20 protein-coding genes are annotated in these 21,199 nt (G+C 72.0%); 14 read left to right on the top strand and 6 right to left on the bottom strand.

The features are described 5' to 3' along the window. Positions 1 to 77 precede the first annotated feature (77 nt). The 8 genes from rpmI to RM812_RS13510 all read left to right on the top strand — a co-directional run bounded on the left by rpmI (position 78) and on the right by RM812_RS13510 (position 9,284). On the top strand, positions 78 to 272 hold the full coding sequence (gene rpmI, locus RM812_RS13545) for a 50S ribosomal protein L35 (protein WP_003977225.1): 195 nt from the start codon (positions 78 to 80) through the stop codon (positions 270 to 272). A 95-nt stretch (positions 273 to 367) separates the two neighbouring features. Beyond that, entirely contained in the window at positions 368 to 751 is a 384-nt protein-coding gene (gene rplT, locus RM812_RS13540) for a 50S ribosomal protein L20 (protein WP_003977226.1), read from the top strand. Between the two features lie 208 nt (positions 752 to 959). Then, positions 960 to 1,808, top strand: a complete 849-nt coding sequence (locus tag RM812_RS13535; RefSeq protein WP_311572753.1) for a TrmH family RNA methyltransferase — start codon at positions 960 to 962, stop codon at positions 1,806 to 1,808. A 50-nt stretch (positions 1,809 to 1,858) separates the two neighbouring features. After that, complete coding sequence (locus RM812_RS13530; RefSeq protein WP_311572752.1) at positions 1,859 to 2,998, top strand: sensor histidine kinase; 1,140 nt, start codon at positions 1,859 to 1,861, stop codon at positions 2,996 to 2,998. A gap of 161 nt (positions 2,999 to 3,159) precedes the next feature. Further along, the gene (pheS, locus tag RM812_RS13525) at positions 3,160 to 4,281 is read left to right on the top strand and encodes a phenylalanine--tRNA ligase subunit alpha (protein ID WP_311572751.1); all 1,122 of its coding nucleotides are present in this window, start codon (positions 3,160 to 3,162) and stop codon (positions 4,279 to 4,281) included. Then, complete coding sequence (gene pheT, locus RM812_RS13520) at positions 4,281 to 6,803, top strand: phenylalanine--tRNA ligase subunit beta (RefSeq protein WP_311572750.1); 2,523 nt, start codon at positions 4,281 to 4,283, stop codon at positions 6,801 to 6,803. The genes pheS and pheT overlap by 1 nt, the downstream gene beginning before the upstream one ends. Before the next feature lie 432 nt (positions 6,804 to 7,235). Continuing rightward, entirely contained in the window at positions 7,236 to 8,579 is a 1,344-nt protein-coding gene (locus RM812_RS13515) for a transcriptional regulator (RefSeq protein WP_311572749.1), read from the top strand. 144 nt (positions 8,580 to 8,723) lie between these two features. Beyond that, a complete protein-coding gene (locus RM812_RS13510; protein WP_311572748.1) occupies positions 8,724 to 9,284 on the top strand; it encodes an NUDIX hydrolase in 561 nt (186 codons plus the stop codon). Here the strand turns inward: RM812_RS13510 and RM812_RS13505 are convergent. Continuing rightward, positions 9,281 to 9,538 (bottom strand): hypothetical protein, encoded by a 258-nt coding sequence (locus tag RM812_RS13505; RefSeq protein WP_311572747.1) that lies wholly within the window; start codon positions 9,536 to 9,538, stop codon positions 9,281 to 9,283. The genes RM812_RS13510 and RM812_RS13505 overlap by 4 nt on opposite strands. 245 nt (positions 9,539 to 9,783) lie before the next feature. Then, positions 9,784 to 10,329, bottom strand: a complete 546-nt coding sequence (locus RM812_RS13500) for a TetR/AcrR family transcriptional regulator (protein WP_311572746.1) — start codon at positions 10,327 to 10,329, stop codon at positions 9,784 to 9,786. A 136-nt stretch (positions 10,330 to 10,465) separates the two neighbouring features. On the opposite strand from RM812_RS13500, the gene RM812_RS13495 reads away from it, so the two are divergent. Both RM812_RS13495 and RM812_RS13490 read left to right on the top strand, forming a co-directional pair. Next, the gene (locus RM812_RS13495; protein ID WP_311572745.1) at positions 10,466 to 11,479 is read left to right on the top strand and encodes an NADP-dependent oxidoreductase; all 1,014 of its coding nucleotides are present in this window, start codon (positions 10,466 to 10,468) and stop codon (positions 11,477 to 11,479) included. A gap of 197 nt (positions 11,480 to 11,676) precedes the next feature. Next, entirely contained in the window at positions 11,677 to 12,159 is a 483-nt protein-coding gene (locus RM812_RS13490) for a nuclear transport factor 2 family protein (protein WP_311572744.1), read from the top strand. Positions 12,160 to 12,317: 158 nt separating this feature from the next. Here the strand turns inward: RM812_RS13490 and RM812_RS13485 are convergent, their stop codons facing one another. Further along, a complete protein-coding gene (locus RM812_RS13485; RefSeq protein WP_311572743.1) occupies positions 12,318 to 13,190 on the bottom strand; it encodes a 3-hydroxybutyryl-CoA dehydrogenase in 873 nt (290 codons plus the stop codon). Between the two features lie 177 nt (positions 13,191 to 13,367). Between RM812_RS13485 and RM812_RS13480 the strand changes: the two genes are divergently transcribed. Continuing rightward, positions 13,368 to 14,639: a glycoside hydrolase family 10 protein gene (locus tag RM812_RS13480; protein ID WP_311572742.1), complete on the top strand. Its 1,272-nt coding sequence runs from the start codon at positions 13,368 to 13,370 to the stop codon at positions 14,637 to 14,639. A 1-nt stretch (position 14,640) separates the two neighbouring features. On the opposite strand, the gene RM812_RS13475 is transcribed toward RM812_RS13480, so the two are convergent. Both RM812_RS13475 and RM812_RS13470 read right to left on the bottom strand, forming a co-directional pair. After that, on the bottom strand, positions 14,641 to 14,835 hold the full coding sequence (locus RM812_RS13475; protein ID WP_311572741.1) for a DUF1918 domain-containing protein: 195 nt from the start codon (positions 14,833 to 14,835) through the stop codon (positions 14,641 to 14,643). Between the two features lie 28 nt (positions 14,836 to 14,863). Continuing rightward, on the bottom strand, positions 14,864 to 15,790 hold the full coding sequence (locus RM812_RS13470; RefSeq protein WP_311572740.1) for a DMT family transporter: 927 nt from the start codon (positions 15,788 to 15,790) through the stop codon (positions 14,864 to 14,866). On the opposite strand from RM812_RS13470, the gene RM812_RS13465 reads away from it, so the two are divergent. Beyond that, on the top strand, positions 15,789 to 17,228 hold the full coding sequence (locus RM812_RS13465; protein WP_311572739.1) for an aminotransferase-like domain-containing protein: 1,440 nt from the start codon (positions 15,789 to 15,791) through the stop codon (positions 17,226 to 17,228). The two genes, RM812_RS13470 and RM812_RS13465, sit on opposite strands and share 2 nt — an antisense overlap. Before the next feature lie 53 nt (positions 17,229 to 17,281). Next, positions 17,282 to 17,722 carry a GNAT family N-acetyltransferase gene (locus tag RM812_RS13460; protein ID WP_311572738.1) on the top strand — a complete coding sequence of 147 codons (441 nt, stop codon included), beginning with the start codon at positions 17,282 to 17,284 and terminating at the stop codon, positions 17,720 to 17,722. Between the two features lie 329 nt (positions 17,723 to 18,051). Here the strand turns inward: RM812_RS13460 and RM812_RS13455 are convergent, their stop codons facing one another. Next, on the bottom strand, positions 18,052 to 18,543 hold the full coding sequence (locus RM812_RS13455) for a DUF6314 family protein (protein ID WP_311572737.1): 492 nt from the start codon (positions 18,541 to 18,543) through the stop codon (positions 18,052 to 18,054). Between the two features lie 139 nt (positions 18,544 to 18,682). Between RM812_RS13455 and RM812_RS13450 the strand changes: the two genes are divergently transcribed. After that, positions 18,683 to 21,157, top strand: coding sequence for an alpha-L-arabinofuranosidase C-terminal domain-containing protein (locus tag RM812_RS13450; protein WP_311572736.1), 2,475 nt, complete (start codon positions 18,683 to 18,685; stop codon positions 21,155 to 21,157). Positions 21,158 to 21,199: the final 42 nt, after the last annotated feature.

Raw genomic sequence — 21,199 nt, 5'->3', positions numbered from 1 at the left:
ATACAAGAGCGACGCTCCACCGTGCCCGGTTTCGCGACCGGGCATCGGAGCGCCACCGACGAGGAGATAACGGCGCTATGCCGAAGAACAAGTCGCACAGCGGTGCCAGCAAGCGCTTCAAGATCACCGGCTCCGGCAAGGTGCTCCGCGAGCGCGCCGGCAAGCGCCACCTGCTCGAGCACAAGTCGTCCCGCGTGACGCGTCGCCTCACCGGCAACGCCGAGATGGCCCCGGGCGACGCCGCGAAGATCAAGAAGCTTCTCGGCAAGTGACGCCGGCGCCACCGAGCGCCGTACGTCAGGACCGGGACCCAGTCGATACCGGGCCGTGTGAGGACCACCGCGGCCCCGCTACAAGGAGTTAACAAGTGGCACGCGTCAAGCGGGCAGTCAACGCCCACAAGAAGCGCCGGGCGATCCTCGAGCAGGCCTCCGGCTACCGCGGTCAGCGTTCGCGCCTGTACCGCAAGGCCAAGGAGCAGGTCACCCACTCGCTGGTCTACAACTACAACGACCGCAAGAAGCGCAAGGGTGACTTCCGCCAGCTGTGGATCCAGCGCATCAACGCCGCTGCCCGCGCCAACGGCATCACGTACAACCGCTTCATCCAGGGCCTGAAGGCCGCCAACGTCGAGGTCGACCGCAAGATCCTCGCCGAGCTGGCCGTCAACGACCCGAACGCGTTCGCCGCGCTCGTCGAGGTCGCCCAGAAGGCGCTGCCGAGCGACGTCAACGCGCCGAAGGCCGCGTGACGCTGCGCTGGCTCTGAGCCGACGCCGAAGGACCCGCAGGCCTGAAGCCTGCGGGTCCTTCGATTGCCGCCGTCTGCCCGTCCTTCGGCCGCGGGGCCGCGTTGTGGCCGGTCGCGCCCACGCGGCGGAGCCGCACCGTGTCAAAGCCCCGCGCCCCTGACGGAGCGCCGCAGCCCGCGTCGAGATATCTGTGAAGGTGAACAAGCACATGCCCCCCGCCGCCCCCGAGCTGATCTCCCCCCGTTCCCCCCGTGTCGCCGCCGCCCGGCGGCTGGCCAAGCGGAACTTCCGGGGCAAGGAGCGGCTGTTCCTGGCCGAGGGGCCGCAGGCCGTGCGGGAGGCCGCGGGGTACGGGGACACCCTGGTCGAGCTGTTCGCCACGGTCGAGGCGGCCGAGCGCTACGCCGACATCATCGGCGCCGCCCGTGACGCGGGCGCCCGCGTCCACCTCGCCGACGAGCAGGTGATCGAGGACATCTCCACCACCGTCACCCCGCAGGGCCTGGTCGGGGTCTGCCGGTTCCTGGACACCCCCTTCGACGCGATCCTCGCCGCCCGCCCCAAGCTCGTCGCCGTCCTCGCCCACGTCCGCGACCCCGGCAACGCCGGGACCGTGCTGCGCTGCGCCGACGCCGCCGGCGCCGAGGCCGTCGTGCTGACCGACGCCTCCGTCGACCTCTACAACCCCAAGGCCGTACGCGCCTCCGTCGGCTCCCTGTTCCACCTGCCCGTCGCCGTCGGCGTACCGGTCGAGCGGGCCGTCGCCGGCCTCAGGGACGCCGGGGTCCGCGTCCTCGCCGCCGACGGCGCGGGCGAGGCCGACCTCGACACCGAGCTGGACGCCGGCACCATGGGCGGGCCCACCGCCTGGGTGTTCGGCAACGAGGCCTGGGGGCTCCCGGAGGAGACCCGCGCCCTCGCCGACGCCGTCCTGCGCGTCCCGATCCACGGGAAGGCCGAGAGTCTGAACCTGGCCACCGCCGCCGCCGTATGCCTCTACGCGTCGGCGCGTGCACAGCGCGCCGCCGGAGGGTGCCGCTCCGTCACCGAGAGCTAGTAGGGTGACCAGCTCAAGGCCCCTACGCGGCTGAGAGGTGGGGTACGGGGATGAGCGTCGGCACGAGCAGCGCACCGGGAGCACGGGGGGCGCCGCGTCCGCCCGCGCCCCGCACGCCCGGTGATCTCTCCGACCTCGGCATCGGCCCCGACCAGCTGCCCGACGGCCTCGTCGTCGCGGACGAGCGGGGCCGCGTCATCTGCTTCAACGCGGTCGCCGTCCGCATCACCGCCGTCCCCGCCGCCGAGGCCCTCGGACAGCCCCTGGAGAAGGCGCTGCCCCTGGAAGACCTGGAGGGGCGGCGCTGGTGGCAGCTGACCGACCCCTACGGCGGGCTCGCCATCCGCGTCCACCAGCCCGAGCGCAACCTGCTGCTCCCCGGCGGCCGGGAGGTCCTCGTCTCCGCCCGCTACGTCCGCACCGAACCCACCGGTCCCGTCCACCGCGTCGTCGTCACCCTGCGCGACACCGAGGCCCGCCGCCGCACCGAGCGCAGTCACGCCGAGCTGATCGCCACCGTCGCCCACGAACTGCGCTCGCCGCTCACCTCCGTCAAGGGCTTCACGGCGACGCTGCTGGCCAAGTGGGAGCGGTTCACCGACGACCAGAAACGGCTGATGCTGGAGACCGTCGACGCCGACGCCGACCGGGTCACCCGGCTCATCGCCGAACTGCTGGACATCTCCAGGATCGACTCGGGACGCCTCGAGGTCCGCCGCCAGCCCGTCGACATGGGTGCCGCCGTCGGCCGGCACATCCAGGCGTACGTCGCCGCCGGCCAGCGGGCCGACCGCTTCCTGCTCCGCCTCGCCCAGCCACTGCCCGACCTGTGGGCCGACCCGGACAAGATCGACCAGGTGCTCAGCAACCTGCTGGAAAATGCCGTGCGGCACGGCGAGGGAACCGTCACCATTGACGTCACGCCCACGGCGTCCCCCCGCGAAGGGGAGGACGTCGGCACGTCGGTCACGGTGAGCGACGAAGGGGCCGGCATCCCGGAGGAGTCCATGAACCGCGTCTTCACCCGCTTCTGGCGGGGCAGCAAGCGCGGCGGCACCGGCCTCGGGCTGTACATCGTCAAGGGCATCGTCGAAGCCCACGGCGGCACCATCACGGTCGGCCGCGCCCCCGGCGGCGGCGCCGAGTTCCGATTTACGCTGCCCGTGGCGGCACCGGCGTACCTCAGCTGAGACGCCTTCGGACCCCACGGGCGCATCCGCCTTCCTCCACCCCGTTAGACTCGGCCTTTGGCACCTTTGTGTCCCGCAGACGGAGACGCTCAGACGCAGAAGCTTCGTCCACGAGCCGGTGACGGGGACCATCAGCCAGCCAATCGGAAGCACGGGAAGAGATGTCGGCACCGAATAAGTCGTACGACCCTGTCGAGGTCGAGGCGTTGAAACCGGAAGAGATCGAGCGCATGCGGGACGAGGCGCTCGCCGCCTTCGCCGCCGCGGACTCCCTCGACGCGCTCCAGGAGGCCAAGGTCGCCCACACCGGCGGCACCTCCCCGCTGGCGCTGGCCAACCGCGAGATCGGCGCCCTGCCCCCGCACGCCAAGGCCGAGGCCGGCAAGCGCGTCGGCATGGCCCGGGGCGCCGTGAACAAGGCGCTGGCCGCCCGCCAGACCGAGCTGGAGGCCGAGCGGGACGCCCGGGTGCTGGTCGAGGAGGCGGTGGATGTCACGCTGCCCTACGACCGCGTACCGGCCGGCGCCCGCCACCCGCTCACCACGCTCTCGGAGCGCATCGAGGACATCTTCGTGGCCATGGGCTACGAGGTCGCCGAGGGCCCCGAGGTCGAGGCGGAGTGGTTCAACTTCGACGCCCTGAACATCGGCCCGGACCACCCGGCCCGCGGCGAGGCCGACACCTTCTTCGTCGAGGGCCCCGAGGGAGGCACCGAGTCCGGCGCCGTGCTGCGCACCCACACCTCCCCCGTGCAGATCCGCTCCGCGCTCGGCCGCGAGCTGCCGGTCTACGTGATCTGCCCCGGCCGCGTGTACCGCACCGACGAGCTGGACGCCACGCACACCCCCGTCTTCCACCAGGTGGAGCTCCTCGCGATCGACGAGGGCCTGACCATGGCGGACCTCAAGGGCACCCTGGACCACATGGTCCAGTCGCTGTTCGGCGCGGAGATGAAGACCCGGCTGCGGCCGAACTTCTTCCCCTTCACCGAGCCGTCCGCCGAGATGGACATGCTCTGCTACGTCTGCAAGGGCGCGTCCGTCGGCAACCCCGACCGGCCCTGCCGCACCTGCTCCAGCGAGGGCTGGATCGAGCTCGGCGGCTGCGGCATGGTCAACCCGCGGGTGCTCACCGCCTGCGGCGTCGACCCGGAGAAGTACAGCGGCTTCGCCTTCGGGTTCGGCATCGAGCGGATGCTGATGTTCCGCCACAACGTCGAGGACATGCGAGACATGGTCGAGGGTGACGTGCGCTTCACCCGGCCGTTCGGGATGGAGATCTGATGCGGGTCCCGCTTTCTTGGCTGCGGGAGTACGTCGACCTGCCGGCCACGCAGACCGGCCGTGACGTCCAGGCCAAGCTCATTTCGGCCGGGCTCGAGGTCGAGACCGTCGAGCACCTCGGTGCCGACCTCAAGGGCCCCCTCGTCGTCGGCCAGGTGCTGACCATCGAGGAACTGGAGGGCTTCAAGAAGCCGATCCGCTTCTGCACGGTCGACGTCGGCCGGGCCAACGGCACCGGCGAGCCCCAGGAGATCGTCTGCGGCGCCCGGAACTTCGCCGTCGGCGACAAGGTCGTCGTGGTCCTTCCCGGCGCCACCCTGCCGGGCGGCTTCTCGATCAGCGCCCGCAAGACCTACGGCAAGACGTCCCACGGCATGATCTGCTCCAGCGACGAGCTGGGCATGGGCGACGACGGTGCCCACGGCATCATCGTGCTGCCGCCGGAGACCGAGGTCGGCAGGGACGCCATCGAGCTGCTGGAACTGGTCGACGACGTCCTGGACATCGCCGTCACCGCCAACCGCGGCGACTGCCTGTCCATCCGCGGCGTCGCCCGCGAGACCGCCATCGCCTACGGCCTGCCGCTGCGCGACCCGGCCCTGCTCGACGTGCCCGGCCCGAACGCATTCGGCTACCCGGTGAAGATCGCCGACCCCACGGGCTGCGACCGTTTCACCGCCCGCACGGTCACCGGCCTCAGCCCCGAGGCACGCTCCCCGATCTGGCTCCAGCGCCGGCTGCAGAAGGTCGGCATGCGCCCGATCTCGCTCGCCGTCGACGTCACCAACTACGTGATGATGGAGCTCGGCCAGCCCCTGCACGCCTACGACCGCTCCCTGGTCCAGGGCACCATCGGCGTGCGCCGGGCCGAGGAGGGCGAGAAGATCGTCACCCTCGACGGCGTCGAGCGGAAGCTGCACGCCGAGGACCTGGTCATCACCGACGACCGCGGCCCGATCGGGCTCGCCGGCGTCATGGGCGGCGCCAACACCGAGATCGCGGACCACGACGCCGCGGACAACGGCGGACAGTCGACCAGCGACGTGGTCATCGAGGCCGCCCACTTCGACCAGGTGTCCATCGCACGCACCGCCCGCCGGCACAAGCTGTCCTCCGAGGCCTCCCGCCGCTTCGAGCGCGGCGTCGACCCGCAGGCCGCGGCGGCCGCCGCCCAGCGGACCGTCGACCTGCTGGTGCTGCTCGCGGGCGGCACCGCCGAGGCCGGCGTCACCGAGATCAGCGCCCCGTCCGCGCCGCACACCATCAGCGTCCCGGCCGACCACCCGGACAAGGTCGCGGGCGTGGAGTACGGCCGCGAGAGCGTCGTACGACGCCTCCAGGAGGTCGGCTGCGACGTGTACGGGCAGGACGAGCTGATCGTCACCGTGCCGTCCTGGCGGCCCGACCTCAGGGACCCGAACGACCTGGCCGAAGAGGTCATCCGCCTGGAGGGCTACGAGAACCTGCCCTCCACGCTGCCCCGGCCCCCGGCGGGCCGCGGCCTGACCTCCCGGCAGCGGCTGCACCGACGTGTCGGGCGTGCCCTGGCCGGCGCCGGTTACGTCGAGGCGCCGAACTACCCGTTCGTCAGCGAGCAGGTCTTCGACCAGCTCGGGCTGGACGCCGACGACCCGGCCCGCCGCGTCGTCAAGCTGGTCAACCCGCTCAGCGACGAGGAGCCCGCGCTGCGGACCTCGCTGCTGCCGGGCCTGCTCGGCGCGCTGCGCCGCAACGACGGCCGGGGCTCGCACGACCTCGCGCTGTTCGAGACCGGCCTGGTCTTCCGGCCGCGCGACGAGCAGCGGATCGCCGCCAACCTGCCCGTCGACCGGCGCCCCAGCGAGGAGGACATCGCCGCGCTGGACGCCGCGCTGCCCGACCAGCCCCGGCACGTCGCCGTCGTCCTGGCCGGCGCCCGCGAGCAGTCCGGCTGGTGGGGCAAGGGCCGTCCGGCCGACTGGGCCGACGCGGTCGAGGCCGCCCGCACCGTCGCCCGCGAGGCCGGCGCCGAACTCGGCACCCGCAAGGGCCAGTACGGGCCCTGGCACCCGGGCCGCTGCGCCGAGCTGACGGTCACCGTCGACGGCACCGAGCGGGTCATCGGGCACGCCGGCGAGCTGCACCCGGGCGTCCTGAAGACGCTGGGCCTGCCTGCCCGCAGCTGCGCGATGGAGCTGGACCTCGACGCCCTGGAACAGGTCGGCGACGGCACTCCGCAGGCGCCGGGCATCTCCACGTTCCCGGTCGCCACGCAGGACGTCGCGCTGGTCGTCGACGCGTTCGTCCCGGCGGCGGACGTCGAGGCGGCGCTGCGCGAGGGCGCCGGTGAGCTGCTGGAGTCCATCCGGCTGTTCGACGTCTACGACAACGCCGAGCAGCTCGGCGAGGGGCGCAAGTCCCTGGCGTACGCGCTGCGCTTCCGCGCGGGGGACCGGACGCTGACGGTCGACGAGGCGTCGGCCGCCCGCGACGCGGCGGTCGCCCTCGCGGGCGAGCGTGTCGGAGCGGTGCTGCGTAGTTAACGGGGCGCCCAAGGGGCGGGGGCTTCTGCCGGGCGGCGGCTGCGGGTGCGTCGTGGCCGCTCGCGCAGTTCCCCGCGCCCCTATGGGCGTCAGCGCAACGCCCCTTCAGGGGCGCGGGGAACCGCGCGACAAGCCACGACGCACCCGCGGCCGCCAACGCACCGCCATCCTCCCCGCACCGGCGGAGCCGGCTCGCCGCCCGCCCCGCCACGGAGTGTCGGGCAGGCAGCCGGGCGGACGGCGTGGAAACGGGCCGCCGTACTGTACGAGGGGGACCGACGGCCCGGCCGGCCTCTTTCGAGGCAGTTCAGTCAACCGGCGCCGGCACTCTCCGCGACAGCGCGCACACGGTGCGGATGCGCGTACTCCGTTCACACCCCGTGTGAAGACCGACGCACTACGCTGTCGGGACCGAGTCACCGGGGGGCACCCATGCAGCCCAACACCCTGCTCGACGCGATCCTGGACGAGGCCGGGATCTCGCATGCGGGACTGGCCGCGCACGTCAACCAGGCGGGGCGGTCGCGCGGACTCGCTCTGAAGTACGAACACACCGCCGTCGCACGGTGGTTGAAGGGGCAGCGCCCCCGTGGTCAGGTCCCCGACCTGATCTGCGAGGTCCTCGCGTCCCGGCTGCACCGGCCCGTCACCCTCGACGACATCGGCCTCGGCGTGTCCGGCGGCGAACCGGCCGCCCCGCACACCGGCTCACTGTCCGGGTTCGTGGAGCGCGCGACCGCCCTGTGGCGCTCCGACCAGCAGCGGCGTCCGCACGTCCTGGGCGCCCCCGCGCTCACCGGCACGCCCGCCGTGATGCCGGTGTGGGAGTGGGAGAACCCGCCCGAGGACGTGGACGTCTCCCGCGGCGGCCGACACCGGGTCACCGCCTCCGACCTGGAGATGCTCCGGTGTGCGCGCACCCACTACGAGCAGATGTACCGCAAGGCCGGCGGCATCGCGACCCGCGCCCGCATCGTCGGCTTCCTCAACTCCGAGGCCGCCCCGCTGCTGCGCGGCAGCTACACGGACGCCACCGGCCGCCGGCTCCACCGGGCCACCGGTGGTCTGGTGGCGGTCGCCGGCATCTGCGCGTACGACTCCGACGCGCACGGCCTCGCGCAGCGCTACTTCCACCAGGCGCTCAGACTCGCGAAGGCCAGCGGTGACCGGGGACTGGGCGCCTATGTCATCGCCCTGCTGGTCAACCAGGCGTTGTTCATGCGGGAGTACCGGCAGGCCGTCGCCTTCGCCGAGGCCGCCCTGCGCACCGCCGGCCGGCACATCACCCCGGCCCTCGCCTCCGACCTGTACGCGATGCAGGCGAAGGCGTACGCCCACCTCGGCGACGGCACGAGCGCCCTGTCCTGCATCGGGCGGGCCGAGCAGGCCGCCGAACGCATCCGGCGCGGACACGAACCCGACGAGACCGGCTATGTCCAGCCCGGCCTGGTCAACGTCCAGGTGGCCGAGGCACTGCTGAGCCTCGGCGAACTCACGGCGGCCGGGGAGCACGCCGCGGCGGCCGTCGACAACCCCGCGCACGACCGGGGCCGTGTGCACCGGCTCGCCATGCTCAGCACGATCGAACTGCGCCGGGGCAACGCCGACAAGGCGGTCGCCACCGCGGTGCGGATGGCCGAACAGGCCCGGGGCATGGAGTCGCAGCGGCTGCGGGACAGACTGCGCGCGGTGCGCGAGCACCTGGTGCGCAACGGGTGCGCGGGCACCGCCGAGGCCGCCGAACTCATCGACGGGGCACTGCGCGTACCGCTCTAGCTAGGGCCTGTCTGACAGGCCCTAGCCCGGCCGTCCTTCGGCGACACTGCGCCCGCCACTGCTCCGTGAGCGGCCGTCGTGCGCCTGCTGCCGGGCCGCTCCTGCTGCGATATTGCCACCTACTCCATGAAAGGTGGCAGAACCGTGCAGTGGACGAAACAGAACGAGCAAACCGTGTACTCAAATCGCTGGTTCCGCGTCAATCTTGCCGATGTCGCGCTACCGGACGGCCGGCATCTCGACCACTTCCTCATACGGATGCGCCCCGTCGCCGCGGCCACGGTCGTGAACGGGGCGGGCGAGGTCCTCCTGCTGTGGCGGCACCGCTTCATCACCGACAGCTGGGGCTGGGAACTCGCGGCCGGTGTCGTCGAGGACGGCGAGGACATCGCGGTGGCGGCGGCCAGGGAGCTGGAGGAGGAGACCGGCTGGCGGCCGGGACCGCTGCGCCACCTCATGAGCGTGGAGCCGTCCAACGGACTCACCGACGCCCGGCACCACATCTACTGGGCCGAGGAGGGCACGTACGTCGGACACCCCGTGGACGACTTCGAGTCGGACCGCCGGGAGTGGGTCCCGCTCAAACTCGTTCCCGACCTGGTCGCCCGTGGGGAGGTCCCGGCCGCCAACATGGCGGCGGCGTTACTCCTGCTGCATCACCTCAGGCTCGGGCAGGACGCGCCCCGCCCCGGTGACGGTGCCTAACGCCCGAGGGCCTGCCAGACCGCCACGACCAGGGAGCCCACGGCCGTGACGACCGCGAGCGAGGGAAGCGGCCAGCGGGCGTGTTCCAGGGCGGTCAGCCGTGCGTTCAGATCCTCCAGCTCCTTGGCGGTCTCCTCGGTGCGGTGGGAGAGCAGGGCCAGTCCGCCCTCGACGCGGGCGTAGGCCACGTCGAGCCGGCGGCGTAACTCTGCGAGTTCTCCCTGTACGACGGAATGCTCGGGACCGGCGGTCACGAACCGCTCCTTTCCGTAGTCGACTCTCATCCCTTGCATGTGCATGGTGAGTCAACCCGCCTGGTGGGCGCAGGGGGAGGGTGTGCGGAGGGCATATGCGGGCCCGGCGCGCACACGGCGTGTGAACGCCGCGGGTCCGGCACCTCGTCCGGTGCCGGACCCGCGGGGGTCACTCTTCGTGGTCAGGCGGAGGAGGAGAAGACGATGTCGGCCGAGGCCCCCGGCGTCACCGCTCCCTGGGATCGTCAGCTCGTCAGGATCGCGCTCGCGAAGACATCGAGGAGGTGATCGGCGCGTGGCGCGAACGACGGTTGGTCGCCGAGCCACGCGAGCGCCGCGACCAGCGCGAACAGATCGGCACCGTCGATGTCCGTCCGCGCTGTGCCCGCGGCCTGAGCGCGGGCGAGGAGCCCGGTGCCGGCTGCGCGCATGGTGACGCACGAAGCGTGCAGTGCGGAGTCGGGCTCCTCGATGGCGGCCGCCATCAGCTCTGTGACGCCCCGGTACTCGTGTGCGACGGCTACGCAGTCGCGCAGCCATGAGACGAGAGCGTCCTCGGGCGAGCCCGCCGCCTCGAGCTCGCCGGCCTTCGCCGTCAGCTCGTCGAAGCTCGTGCGGAGCAGGGCGTCGAGCAGCGCCTCGCGTGTGGGGAAGTGACGGAGCAGCGTGGCGAGCCCCATGTCGGCCCTCCGTGCGATGTCGCGCAGCGACGCCTCGGCACCCTGCTCGGTGATGACGGCGCCCGCGACTGCGAGCAAGTGGTCACGGTTCTTCCTGGCGTCGGCCCGCATCTGCCCCTCCTGGATATCCGGATCAGTGGTTCACTTGACTGTCCGGATCAGTGGTCCATATATTCGGATCAGTGGTCCGGATAACTGGATCACCGATCCACTAAAGCGTAGCCCCAGGAAGGGGCAGGAGGAAACGATGTCAGCACGCACGATGAGGGCCGTCCAGCTGCACGAGCGCGGTGGCCCCGAGGTCCTGAGCTACGACGAGGTGCCGGTGCCCGAGCCGAAGCCGGGTGAGGTGCTCGTCCGCGTCCACGCGGTCGGCATCAACCCTCCGGACTGGTACCTGCGCGACGGGCTGAGCAACATCCCCCCGGAGACCAGGCCCAAGTTCGATCTGCCCGTGATCCCGGGCACGGACGTCTCGGGCGTCGTCGAGGCCGTCGCCGCGGATGTGGAAGGCTTCTCCGCCGGTGACGAGGTCTTCGGCATGCTCCGTTTCCCCAGCTTCGAGGGCCGGGCGTACGCCGAGTACGTGACCGCGCCCGCCTCGGACCTCGCCCGCAAGCCGGCCGGTATCGATCACGTGCACGCCGCCGGGGCGCCCATGTCCCTGCTGACGGCGTGGCAGTTCCTGGTCGAGCTCGGGCACGACCACCCCTCGCCCTTCCAGAAGGCGCGGCACCGTCCGGTGGCACTCGACGCCGACACGACGGTGCTCATCAACGGCGCCGCGGGCGGCGTGGGACACTTCGCGCTGCAACTGGCGAAGTGGAAGGGCGCACGGGTCATCGCGGTGGCCTCGGGCACGCACGAATCCTTCCTGCGCGAGCTCGGCGCCGACGAGTTCATCGACTACACCAAGGGCCGTCCCGAGGAACTCGTCCACGACGTCGACCTCGTTCTCGACGCCGTCGGCGGCCGCGAGAGCAGCCGTTTCCTGCGCACGCTCAAGCGCGGCGGCGCCCTGTTCCCCGTGTTCTTCGGCGAATACGACGAGGAAGAGACCGCGAAGCTGGGCGTCACGGTCTCGGGCACCCAGGTCCGCTCGAACGGCGCGCAGCTCGCCGAGGTGGGGCACCTGCTGGACGCGGGCGCGATCCGCGTCGCGATCGACAGCACCTTCGCGCTCGCGGATGCCCGGGCGGCACACGAACGCGCCGCCAGGGGCCACATCCAGGGCAAGGTCGTGCTCACGGTCGCTCCGTGACGAACGCGCCGTTTCACAGGCCCGTCCGACGGCCTGACGGCCCAACGGTCGCTCGCGGGCCGGCGCGTGCCACTGACGTCACGCGCCGGCCCTCCCCTCGCACAGCCGCGCGGCCGTTCCCGCCGACCGCGCTCTCTCTGTCACCCGCATGTCACGCGCATCATCCACCCGACCACCGAGCACGAGCGAGGCAGGACATGACGACAACCGGGGCTTTCGGCTGGGGAAGCCACCACCTCGAAGCAACACCCGCGGGAGAGGTGCGTCTCGACCCCGCCGGACAGCTCGCCGTCCGGCAGACACTGGCGCGCTACGTCTTCGCCCTGGACCACGCGGACATGGCGGCGCTGGAGGGTGTCCTGACCGAGGACGCCACCTGGACCGCCGTGATCGCCGACGAGACCGAGCAAGGCCCGTTCATCGGACGCGCGGCGATCCTCGACCTGGTGCGGGGTGCGGCACAGGCGCAGACCGACCAGCGAAGGCACCACCTGACCAACCTCGTCTTCCGCCGTGCGGACGACGGCACGGCGGTGGTGTGGGCCTACCTGACGCTGACGTCGAACGCGGACGGGGACCCGGCCGTGGTCACGACCGGCTTCTCCACGTTCACGCTGCGGCACGCCGAGAACGCCTGGCGCATCACGGACCTGTTCATCGGGCTGGACAGCGCCGCATGAGGCCCGGCGCCCACCACGTCCTCACGGACGGGCAGCGGCTCGTACCGCACTGAAAGAGTCGAACCCGGGGCGACGCACCTCGGCACAGCCGTGAGCCCGTCAGGGCACGGCTGTGGGCCTGACCCGGAAATCCCCAGGTCAGGCCCACAAGTCCGCCGTCAGCCGTAGGTGTAGAACCCCGACCCTGACTTACGTCCGAGACGCCCCGCGTCCACCATCCGCTGCAGCAGCGGAGGCGCCGCGTACAGCGGCTCCTTGTACTCCTCGTACATCGAGTACGCGACCGATGCGACCGTGTCCAGGCCGATCAGGTCGGCCAGCTTCAGCGGGCCCATCGGGTGGGCGCAGCCCATCTCCATGCCGTTGTCGATGTCCTCGCGGCTGGCGATGCCCGACTCGAACATCCGGATCGCGGAGAGCAGGTAGGGGATCAGCAGCGCGTTCACCACGAAGCCGGAACGGTCCTGGGCGCGGATGGCGTGCTTGCCGAGCACCTTCTCGGTGAACAGCTGCGCCCGGCTGAGCGTGCCCTCGGACGTGGTGAGCGCCGGGATCAGCTCGACGAGCTGCTGCACCGGGGCCGGGTTGAAGAAGTGGATGCCGATGACGTGGTCGGGCCGCGACGTGGCGACCGCCAGCTTCACCAGCGGGATCGAGGAGGTGTTGGACGCCAGGATCGCGTCCGGACGGGTCACGACCTGGTCGAGCACCTGGAAGATCTCGGTCTTCACCTGCTCGTTCTCGACGACGGCCTCGATCACCAGATCACGGTCGGCGAACTCGCCGAGGTCGGTGGTGAAGCTCAGCCGCGCCTGGGTGGCGTCCCGCTCCTCCTCGGTGATCTTGCCGCGCTCGGCGGCCTTGCTGAGCGAGTTGTACAGCCGGGTCCGGCCGATCTCCAGAGCCTCGCCGGTGGTCTCGGCGACCATCACCTCCAGACCGGAGCGGGCGCACACCTCGGCGATGCCCGCCCCCATCTGACCGCAGCCCACCACGCCGACACGTGCGATATCTCCCGAGATGCCGGTCACATCGTCCCTTTCGCTGATCTACGGCTGTGGCAGCAGGCCGGCCGGGGTCCCCGGCGCCTGCTCCGATCGTGCACGTTACCCCCGAATGGCCACGGATCCGTCCCCCGGGTCGGGCATGCTGAGGGACCGTACACGATCCGTGACCGTGCGGGTCCGCAACGTTCAGGAGGTCTTTCCATGGGCGGTGTCTCGCGTCGTGCCTTCGCGGTGGCGGCGTTGTCGGCGTTGACCATGATGCCCAGCGCGTCGGCGGCACCGGTCCCGTCGGGCACCCCCGCCCCGCCGGCGCTCCCGGGCCCCGCCGCGCCCGCGCGCCGTGCCGGCACCGCGATGCGGGGCATGTGGCTGGCCACGGTGGCCAACCGCGACTGGCCCACCCGTGCGGGGCTGCGCGCCTCCGAGCAGCGCGCGGAGCTGGTCGAGCACCTCGACACGGCGGTCCGGCACCGCCTGAACACCGTGTTCTTCCAGGTGCGGCCCACGGCCGACGCGCTGTGGCCGTCGGCGCACGAACCCTGGTCCGAGTACCTGTCCGGCAGCCAGGGCCGCGACCCGGGCTGGGACCCGCTGGGCACGGCCGTGAGGGAGGCCCACGCCCGCGGACTGGAGCTGCACGCCTGGTTCAACCCGTACCGCGTCGCCACGCACGACGACCCGGCCCGTCTGCTGCCCTCCCACCCCGCGCGCAAGCACCCCGAGTGGGTGGTGCCGTACAGCGGGAAGCTCTACTACGACCCCGGGCTGCCCGAGGTCCGGGCCTTCGTCCAGGACGCGATGCTCGACGCGGTGGAGAAGTACGCCGTGGACGGCGTCCACTTCGACGACTACTTCTACCCCTATCCGGTGGCCGGCCAGAGCTTCGACGACGACCGGACCCACGGCGCCCACGGCAGCGGCTTCTCCACCAGGGCCGCCTGGCGGCGCCACAACATCGACCTGCTGGTGCGCGAGACGGCGGAGCGCGTCAAGAAGGTCAGGCCGGCCGCCCGCTTCGGCGTCAGCCCCTTCGGAGTGTGGCGCAACGCGGCCACCGACGAGCGGGGCTCGGACACGAGCGCGGGCGTGCAGACGTACGACGATCTGTACGCGGACACCCGCAAGTGGGTGCGCGAGGGCTGGATCGACTACATCGTGCCGCAGCTGTACTGGAACATCGGCCTGGACGCCGCCGACTACGCGAAGCTGCTCCCGTGGTGGGCGGAGGTGGCCACGGGCAGCCGGACGCAGCTGTACGTGGGGGAGGCGCTGTACAAGGCCGGCGCCCCGGCACAGCCCGCCGCCTGGCAGGACCCGGCCGAACTGTCCCGGCACCTCACGCTGGCCGCGCGGTACCCGCAGGTACGCGGACACGTCTTCTTCTCCGCGAAGGACGTGGCCGAGGACCGCAACGGGGCGATGGCCCGGGTGACCGCCGACCACTACACACGGCCGGCCGACACCCCGCGCTGAGCTACAGCTGCGTCTCCCTGTGCCGGATCTCGGAGTCGGGGCCGGGCGAGCAGACGGCCTCGTGCCCGTCCTCGAACCGGACCCGGTACGGGGGAGCGCCCTCCTTGCCCATGACTTCGACGATCTCCGCGACCTTGTCGTGCTCACCGACCACCCGGCCGTGCTGGACCAGCTGGTCGCCCTTGATTGCGTGCATCCGTGAGGCCTCCTCACCTGTGTGCCGCTCAGCCCCGGGCCCGCTGGGTGACCGCGATGCAGACCAGTACCGCCGCGGCCGTCAGCGGAGCGGCCACCGTCAGGTGCTCGCCCAGGAGAAGTACCGACCACACCAGTGTGAGCAGCGGCTGCGCCAGCTGCAACTGGCTGGCCTTCGGGATGCCGATCGCCGCCATGCCCCGGTACCAGACGACCAGGCCGAGGAACTGCGAGCCCGCCGCCACCCACAGCAGCCCGGTCACGCTGTGCGCCGTCAGGTGCACCGGCTCGAACGACAGGGCGACGGCGGCCATCGGCACCGTCAGCGGCACGCAGAGCACCAGCGCCCACCCGATGACCTGCCAGCCCGGCATCTCCCGGGCCAGCCGGCCGCCCTCGGTGTAGCCGGCCGCGCACACCAGCAGCGCTCCGAAGAGATACGCGTCGGCCGAGGTCAGGGCCCCGCCGCTCTGCTGCACCGTGAAGGCCAGCACGGCCGCCGCGCCTGCCAGGGCCGCGATCCAGAAGGTGCGCGAGGGGCGGGTGCCGATGCGCAGGGCGGAGAGCAGTGCGGTGGTGAGCGGGAGCAGGCCGACCACGACGGCGGCGTGCGCGGTGGTCGAGGTCTGCAGCGCGAGGGTGGTCAGCAGCGGGAAGCCGAGGACCACTCCCGCGGCCACCACCGCGAGCCCGAACCAGTGCCGCCGCTCGGGCGGCGGCACCCGCATGACCAGCAGACAGCCGCCGGCGATCACCGCGGCGAGGATGCTGCGCACGGCGATCAGGGACCAGGGGCCGAAGCCCTCCAGACCCCAGGCGGTGGCGGGGAAGGTGAGGGAGAAGGCGACGACTCCGAGGCCGGCCTGGAGGGTGCCGAAGGACGGACCGTCGGTTGCCGTGCCCGGGCCGCTGACCGCTATCGCGGACGGTGCTGTAGCGCTACTCTGTGCTCTCATGCATGAGCGTAGCAGTGTCGCTGACCTGGCGAACAGGCTCCGATTGGAGCTCAACCGCTACTCACCCGGCGGAAAGCTCCCGTCCAGCCGGGCCCTCGTCGACCGGTTCCGGGTGAGCCCGGTGACCGTCTCCCGGGCCCTGGCACAGCTGGCCGCCGAGGGGCTGGTGGTCACCCGTCCCGGCGCCGGGGCCTTCCGCGCCGAGCCGCGTACCCCGGCCGCGCCCGCCGGGGACACCTCCTGGCAGGAGGTCGCGCTGAGCGCCGACGGCGCCGCCGACCTCGTACCGCGCTCCGTGGACGCCTCCGGAGTCCTGGTCTCGCTGGCCGCCCCGCCGCCCGGCGTCGTGGAGTTCAACGGCGGCTATCTGCATCCGTCGCTGCAGCCGGAGCGGGCGATGGCCGCGGCCCTGTCCCGGGCCGGTCGGCGGCCCGGTGCCTGGGGCCGGCCACCGGTGGAGGGGCTGCCGGAGCTGCGGGAGTGGTTCGCGCGCAGCATCGGCGGGGCCGTCACGGCGGCGGAGGTACTGATCACCGCGGGCGGCCAGTCCGCGCTGACCACCGCCCTGCGCGCCCTCGCCCCGCCCGGTGCCCCCGTACTCGTCGAGTCGCCGACGTACCCCGGCATGCTGGCCATCGCACGGGCGGCCGGGCTGCGTCCGGTGCCCGTTCCCGTGGACGCGGACGGCGTGCGGCCGGCGCTGCTCGCCGACGCCTTCCGCGCGACCGGCGCCCGCGTGTTCGTGTGCCAGCCGCTGTTCCAGAATCCGACCGGCGCGGTACTCGCCCGCGAACGGCGCGGTGAGGTCCTGAGCATCGCCCGTGCGGCCGGCGCCTTCGTCGTCGAGGACGACTTCGTGAGGCGGCTCGTGCACGAGGACGCGGGGCCACTGCCCGCGCCGCTCGCCGCCGACGACCCGGACGGCGTGGTCGTCCACGTCTGTTCGCTGACCAAGGCGACCTCGCCCAGCTTCCGGGTCAGCGCCCTGGCGGCGCGCGGGCCGGTGCTGGAGCGGCTGCGGGCCATCCAGGTCGTCGACATCTTCTTCGTGCCCCGGCCCCTCCAGGAGGCGGCGCTGGAACTCGTCGGCTCGCCCGCCTGGCCACGCCATCTGCGGGCGGTCTCCGCGGAGCTGAAGGCCCGCCGGGACGCGATGACGTCCGCCCTGCGTCTGCATCTGCCGGAGCTGTCGCTGCCGCACGTCCCGTCCGGCGGTTACCACCTGTGGCCCCGCCTGCCCGACGGCACCGACGAGGCCGTCCTCACCTCGGCGGCCCTGCGCGCGGGCGTCGCGATCACCCCGGGCCGCCCGTACTTCAGCGCCGAACCCCCGGCCGCCCACATCCGGCTGAGCTTCGCGGCGGTCGCGGGCGTCGGGGAGATAGCGGAGGGGGTACGGCGCCTGCGCACCGCCTGCGCCGAGGTGACGGGCGGCTGACGCGGGCGGATATCCGGTCGACGGTGTCTCACCGGCCCTGCGAGCATCCCGGCATGACCGACACACCGACCCTGCCCGAGGGCTACGAGATCTCCACCGACCCCCACCGGATCGACGCCGGGCGTGTGCACCACTGGCTGGCCACCGACGCGTACTGGGCGCTCGGACGGCCCCGCGAGAAGCAGGACCGGGCGATCGAGGGCTCGCTCAACTTCGGGGTGTACGAGGCGGTGACGGGGGAGCAGGTGGCGTACGCTCGAGTGATCACCGACCGGGCGACCTTCGCCTGGCTGTGCGACGTGTACGTCGACCCCTCGGTGCGCGGCAAGGGCCTGGGAACGGCGCTGGTCGGGGCCGTGCGCGAGCACCTGCGAGCGTACGGGCTGCGGCGCGTCCTGCTCGCCACGCACGACGCGCACGGGGTCTACGAGAAGCTCGGGTTCGCGGCGCTGGAGCGACCGGACCAGTGGATGGCGCTCACCTTCGGACGGTGACCGGCGCCTGCCAGGGTCTGGCGCCAGACCAGGCCATGGCGCCGCATTCCTACGACCCGGTGCCCGCGCAGGCCCTTGGGCCTCCGGGCTCCGGCTCCGGGCCTCCGGGCTCCGGCTCCGGGCCTCCGGGCTCCGGCTCCGGGCCTCCGGGCTCCGGCTCCGGGCCTCCGGGCTCCGGCTCCGGGCCTCCTGGCTCCGGCTCCGGGCCTCCTGGCTCCGGCTCCGGGCCTCCGGGCTCCGGCCCTGGCTCCGGCCCTGGGCCTCCGGGCTCCGGCCCCGGCCCCGCGCCTCCGGCCTCCGGGCCCTGGCTCTGGGCTGCGGGCCCTGGCTCAGGGCTCCGGGCTCCCGGGCCCCAGGCCCCCCAGTGCCTGGAATCCCGGCCTCTCGCGGAGGTAATCCGTCGTGAGCAGCAGGTCCTTGGCCGGGCCGCCCACCCGCCACACGGTCCGCCAGCGGTCCGCGTCCTGGACGGTGAACTCGCCGCGGTACAGGTCGGCGGCGCACGGGTGGTCGGCCACATGGTGCCCCGCGGTCAGGTCCAGGCCGTGGAAGGGCCTGCCGTCCGCGAAGCGCACGTCGGCGATGCCGGGCGCGGCGCCCGGCTCGTAGCGCAGCGTCCGCTCGGCGGGGCGGGTCGCGCCCTGCCAGGTGAAGGCGCCGGACTCGCGGCTCAGCAGCCCGCCGCCCGGGAGCGCGTCGAACACCGTGGTCCCCTCGAAGCGACCCTCCGCGCCGCTCGCCAGATCCCGCACCGACCGCTCGGTGCGCCACCGGCCCGCGAGATACGCCAGCACGTCCGGCACCGGCCACAACTCGGCCATTTCCACCTGCTTTCCGCCTCCGGCCCACTGGTTGCTGCGCGAACCATTGACGCGCCTCCGACCCCTCCCTATCTTGCCGTTCGAAGTGCTGACCAACGTCCGATATTTCGAACGACCTAGTGAGAGCCGCGGAGTATCCATGTCACGCACCCGCTGGAGACTCGGTCTCAGCGTCACCGCCCTCCTGTCGGCCTCGGCCCTGCTGCCGTCGCCGGCGCACGCGGAGGCCGTCACCGACTACGCGATCACCGTCGACCCGTCCGCAACGGGCGCCGCGATCGACGACACGATGTACGGCGTCTTCTACGAGGACATCAACCGCGCCGCCGACGGCGGCCTGTACGCCGAGCTCGTGCAGAACCGGTCCTTCGAGTACTCCACCGCCGACAACGCCTCGTACACGCCGCTCACCTCCTGGACGGCCGACGGCACGGCCGAGGTGGTGAACGACGAGGGCCGGCTGGCCGAGCGCAACCGCAACTACCTTTCCCTGGGCGCCGGTTCCTCGGTCACCAACGCCGGCTACAACACCGGCATCCGGGTGGAGAAGGGCAAGACGTACGACTTCTCGGTGTGGGCCCGCGCCGAGAACGGCACCACCCTCACCGTCACCCTCCGGGACGCCGCGGGCACGCTCGCCAAGGTCCGCCAGGTGGCCGCGAAGGGGCAGTGGCGCAAGTACACCGCCACCTTCACCGCCACCCGCACCAGCAACCGCGGCCGTCTCGCGGTGGCCACGACCGCGCCGGCCGCCCTCGACATGGTCTCGCTCTTCCCCCGCGACACCTACAAGGGCCAACCGGGCGGCCTGCGCAAGGACCTCGCCGAGAAGATCGAGGACCTCGACCCCGGCTTCCTGCGCTTCCCCGGCGGCTGCCTGGTCAACACCGGCTCCATGGAGGACTACAGCGCGGACTCCGGCTGGCAGCGCAAGCGGTCCTACCAGTGGAAGGACACCATCGGCCCGGTCGAGCAGCGCGCCACCAACGCCAACTTCTGGGGCTACAACCAGAGCTACGGCCTCGGCTACTACGAGTACTTCCGCTTCGCCGAGGACATCGGCGCCATGCCGCTGCCCGTCGTGCCCGCCCTGGTCACCGGCTGCGGCCAGAACAAGGCCGTCGTCGACGACGCGCTGCTGAAGCGGCACATCCAGGACACCCTGGACCTCATCGAGTTCGCCAACGGACCGGTCACCTCGACCTGGGGCAAGAAGCGCGCGCAGATGGGCCACCCCAAGCCCTTCCACCTCACCCACCTGGAGGTCGGCAACGAGGAGAACCTCCCGGTCGAGTTCTTCGAGCGCTTCAAGGAGTTCCGCGCCGCCATCGAGGCGAAGTACCCGGACGTCACCGTTGTCTCCAACTCCGGCCCGGACGACGCCGGGTCCACCTTCGACACCGCCTGGAAGCTCAACCGCGAGGCCGGCGTCGAGATGGTCGACGAGCACTACTACAACAGCCCCCAGTGGTTCCTCCAGAACAACGACCGCTACGACTCGTACGACAGGAACGGACCGAAGGTCTTCCTCGGCGAGTACGCCTCCCAGGGCAACGCCTGGAAGAACGCGCTGTCCGAGGCCGCGTTCATGACCGGCCTGGAGCGCAACGCGGACGTCGTCAAGCTCGCGTCCTACGCCCCGCTGCTCGCCAACGAGGACTACGTGCAGTGGAGCCCGGACCTGATCTGGTTCAACAACCACGCGTCCTGGAACTCGGCCAACTACGAGGTCCAGAAGCTGTTCATGAACAACGTCGGTGACCGCGTCGTGCCCTCGAAGGCGACCGGCACGCCGAACGTCAGCGGTCCCATCACCGGTGCCGTCGGCCTGTCGACCTGGGCGACGAGCGCGGCGTACGACGACGTGAAGGTGACGTCGGCGCAGGGGACGACGCTGCTCAGCGACGACTTCTCCGGTGACGCCTCGCAGTGGAAGCACTCGGGCGCCGGAAGCTGGAGCGTGCGCGACGGCGAGTACGTCCAGACGGACGCCGCCGCCGAGAACACCCTGGTCACGGCCGGTGACCCGGCGTGGAAGGACTACGACCTGCACGTGAGGGCCACCAAGAAGTCCGGCAAGGAGGGCTTCCTGGTCGCCTTCGGCGTCAAGGACACGGGCAACTACTACTGGTGGAACCTGGGCGGCTGGAACAACACCCAGTCCGCCGTCGAACAGGCCTCGGGCGGCGGCAAGTCGACGCTCCTGTCGAAGGCCGGGTCGATCGAGACGGGCCGCGCCTACGACATCGACATCAAGGTGCGGGGCCGGCAGGTGACCCTCTACCTCGACGGCAAGGAGTGGGGCAGCTTCACCGACGACAAGCCGGCCGAGCCGTTCCGCCAGATCGTCACCGAGGACGCGCGGACCGGCGAGCTGATCGTCAAGGTCGTCAACGCCCAGGACACGGCGGCCCGCACGGCCGTCGACCTCGGCGGCGCCAAGGTCGCCTCCAAGGCGCGCGTCACCACGCTGGCCGCCGACCAGGACGCGGTCAACACCGAGACGGACACCCCGGTGACCCCGGTGACCTCGACCTTCTCCGGAGTGGCGAGCGAGTTCACCTACACGTTCCCGGCGAACTCGGTGACGTTCCTGCGGATCAAGCAGCAGTAACCCTCCCGCAGCGGCCCGGGACGGCCCCACCCTCGAGCCCGG

The sequence above is a fragment of the Streptomyces lancefieldiae genome (assembly GCF_031845825.1).
Taxonomy (GTDB): domain Bacteria; phylum Actinomycetota; class Actinomycetes; order Streptomycetales; family Streptomycetaceae; genus Streptomyces; species Streptomyces lancefieldiae.
This window is presented reverse-complemented; position numbering and strand designations above follow the sequence as displayed.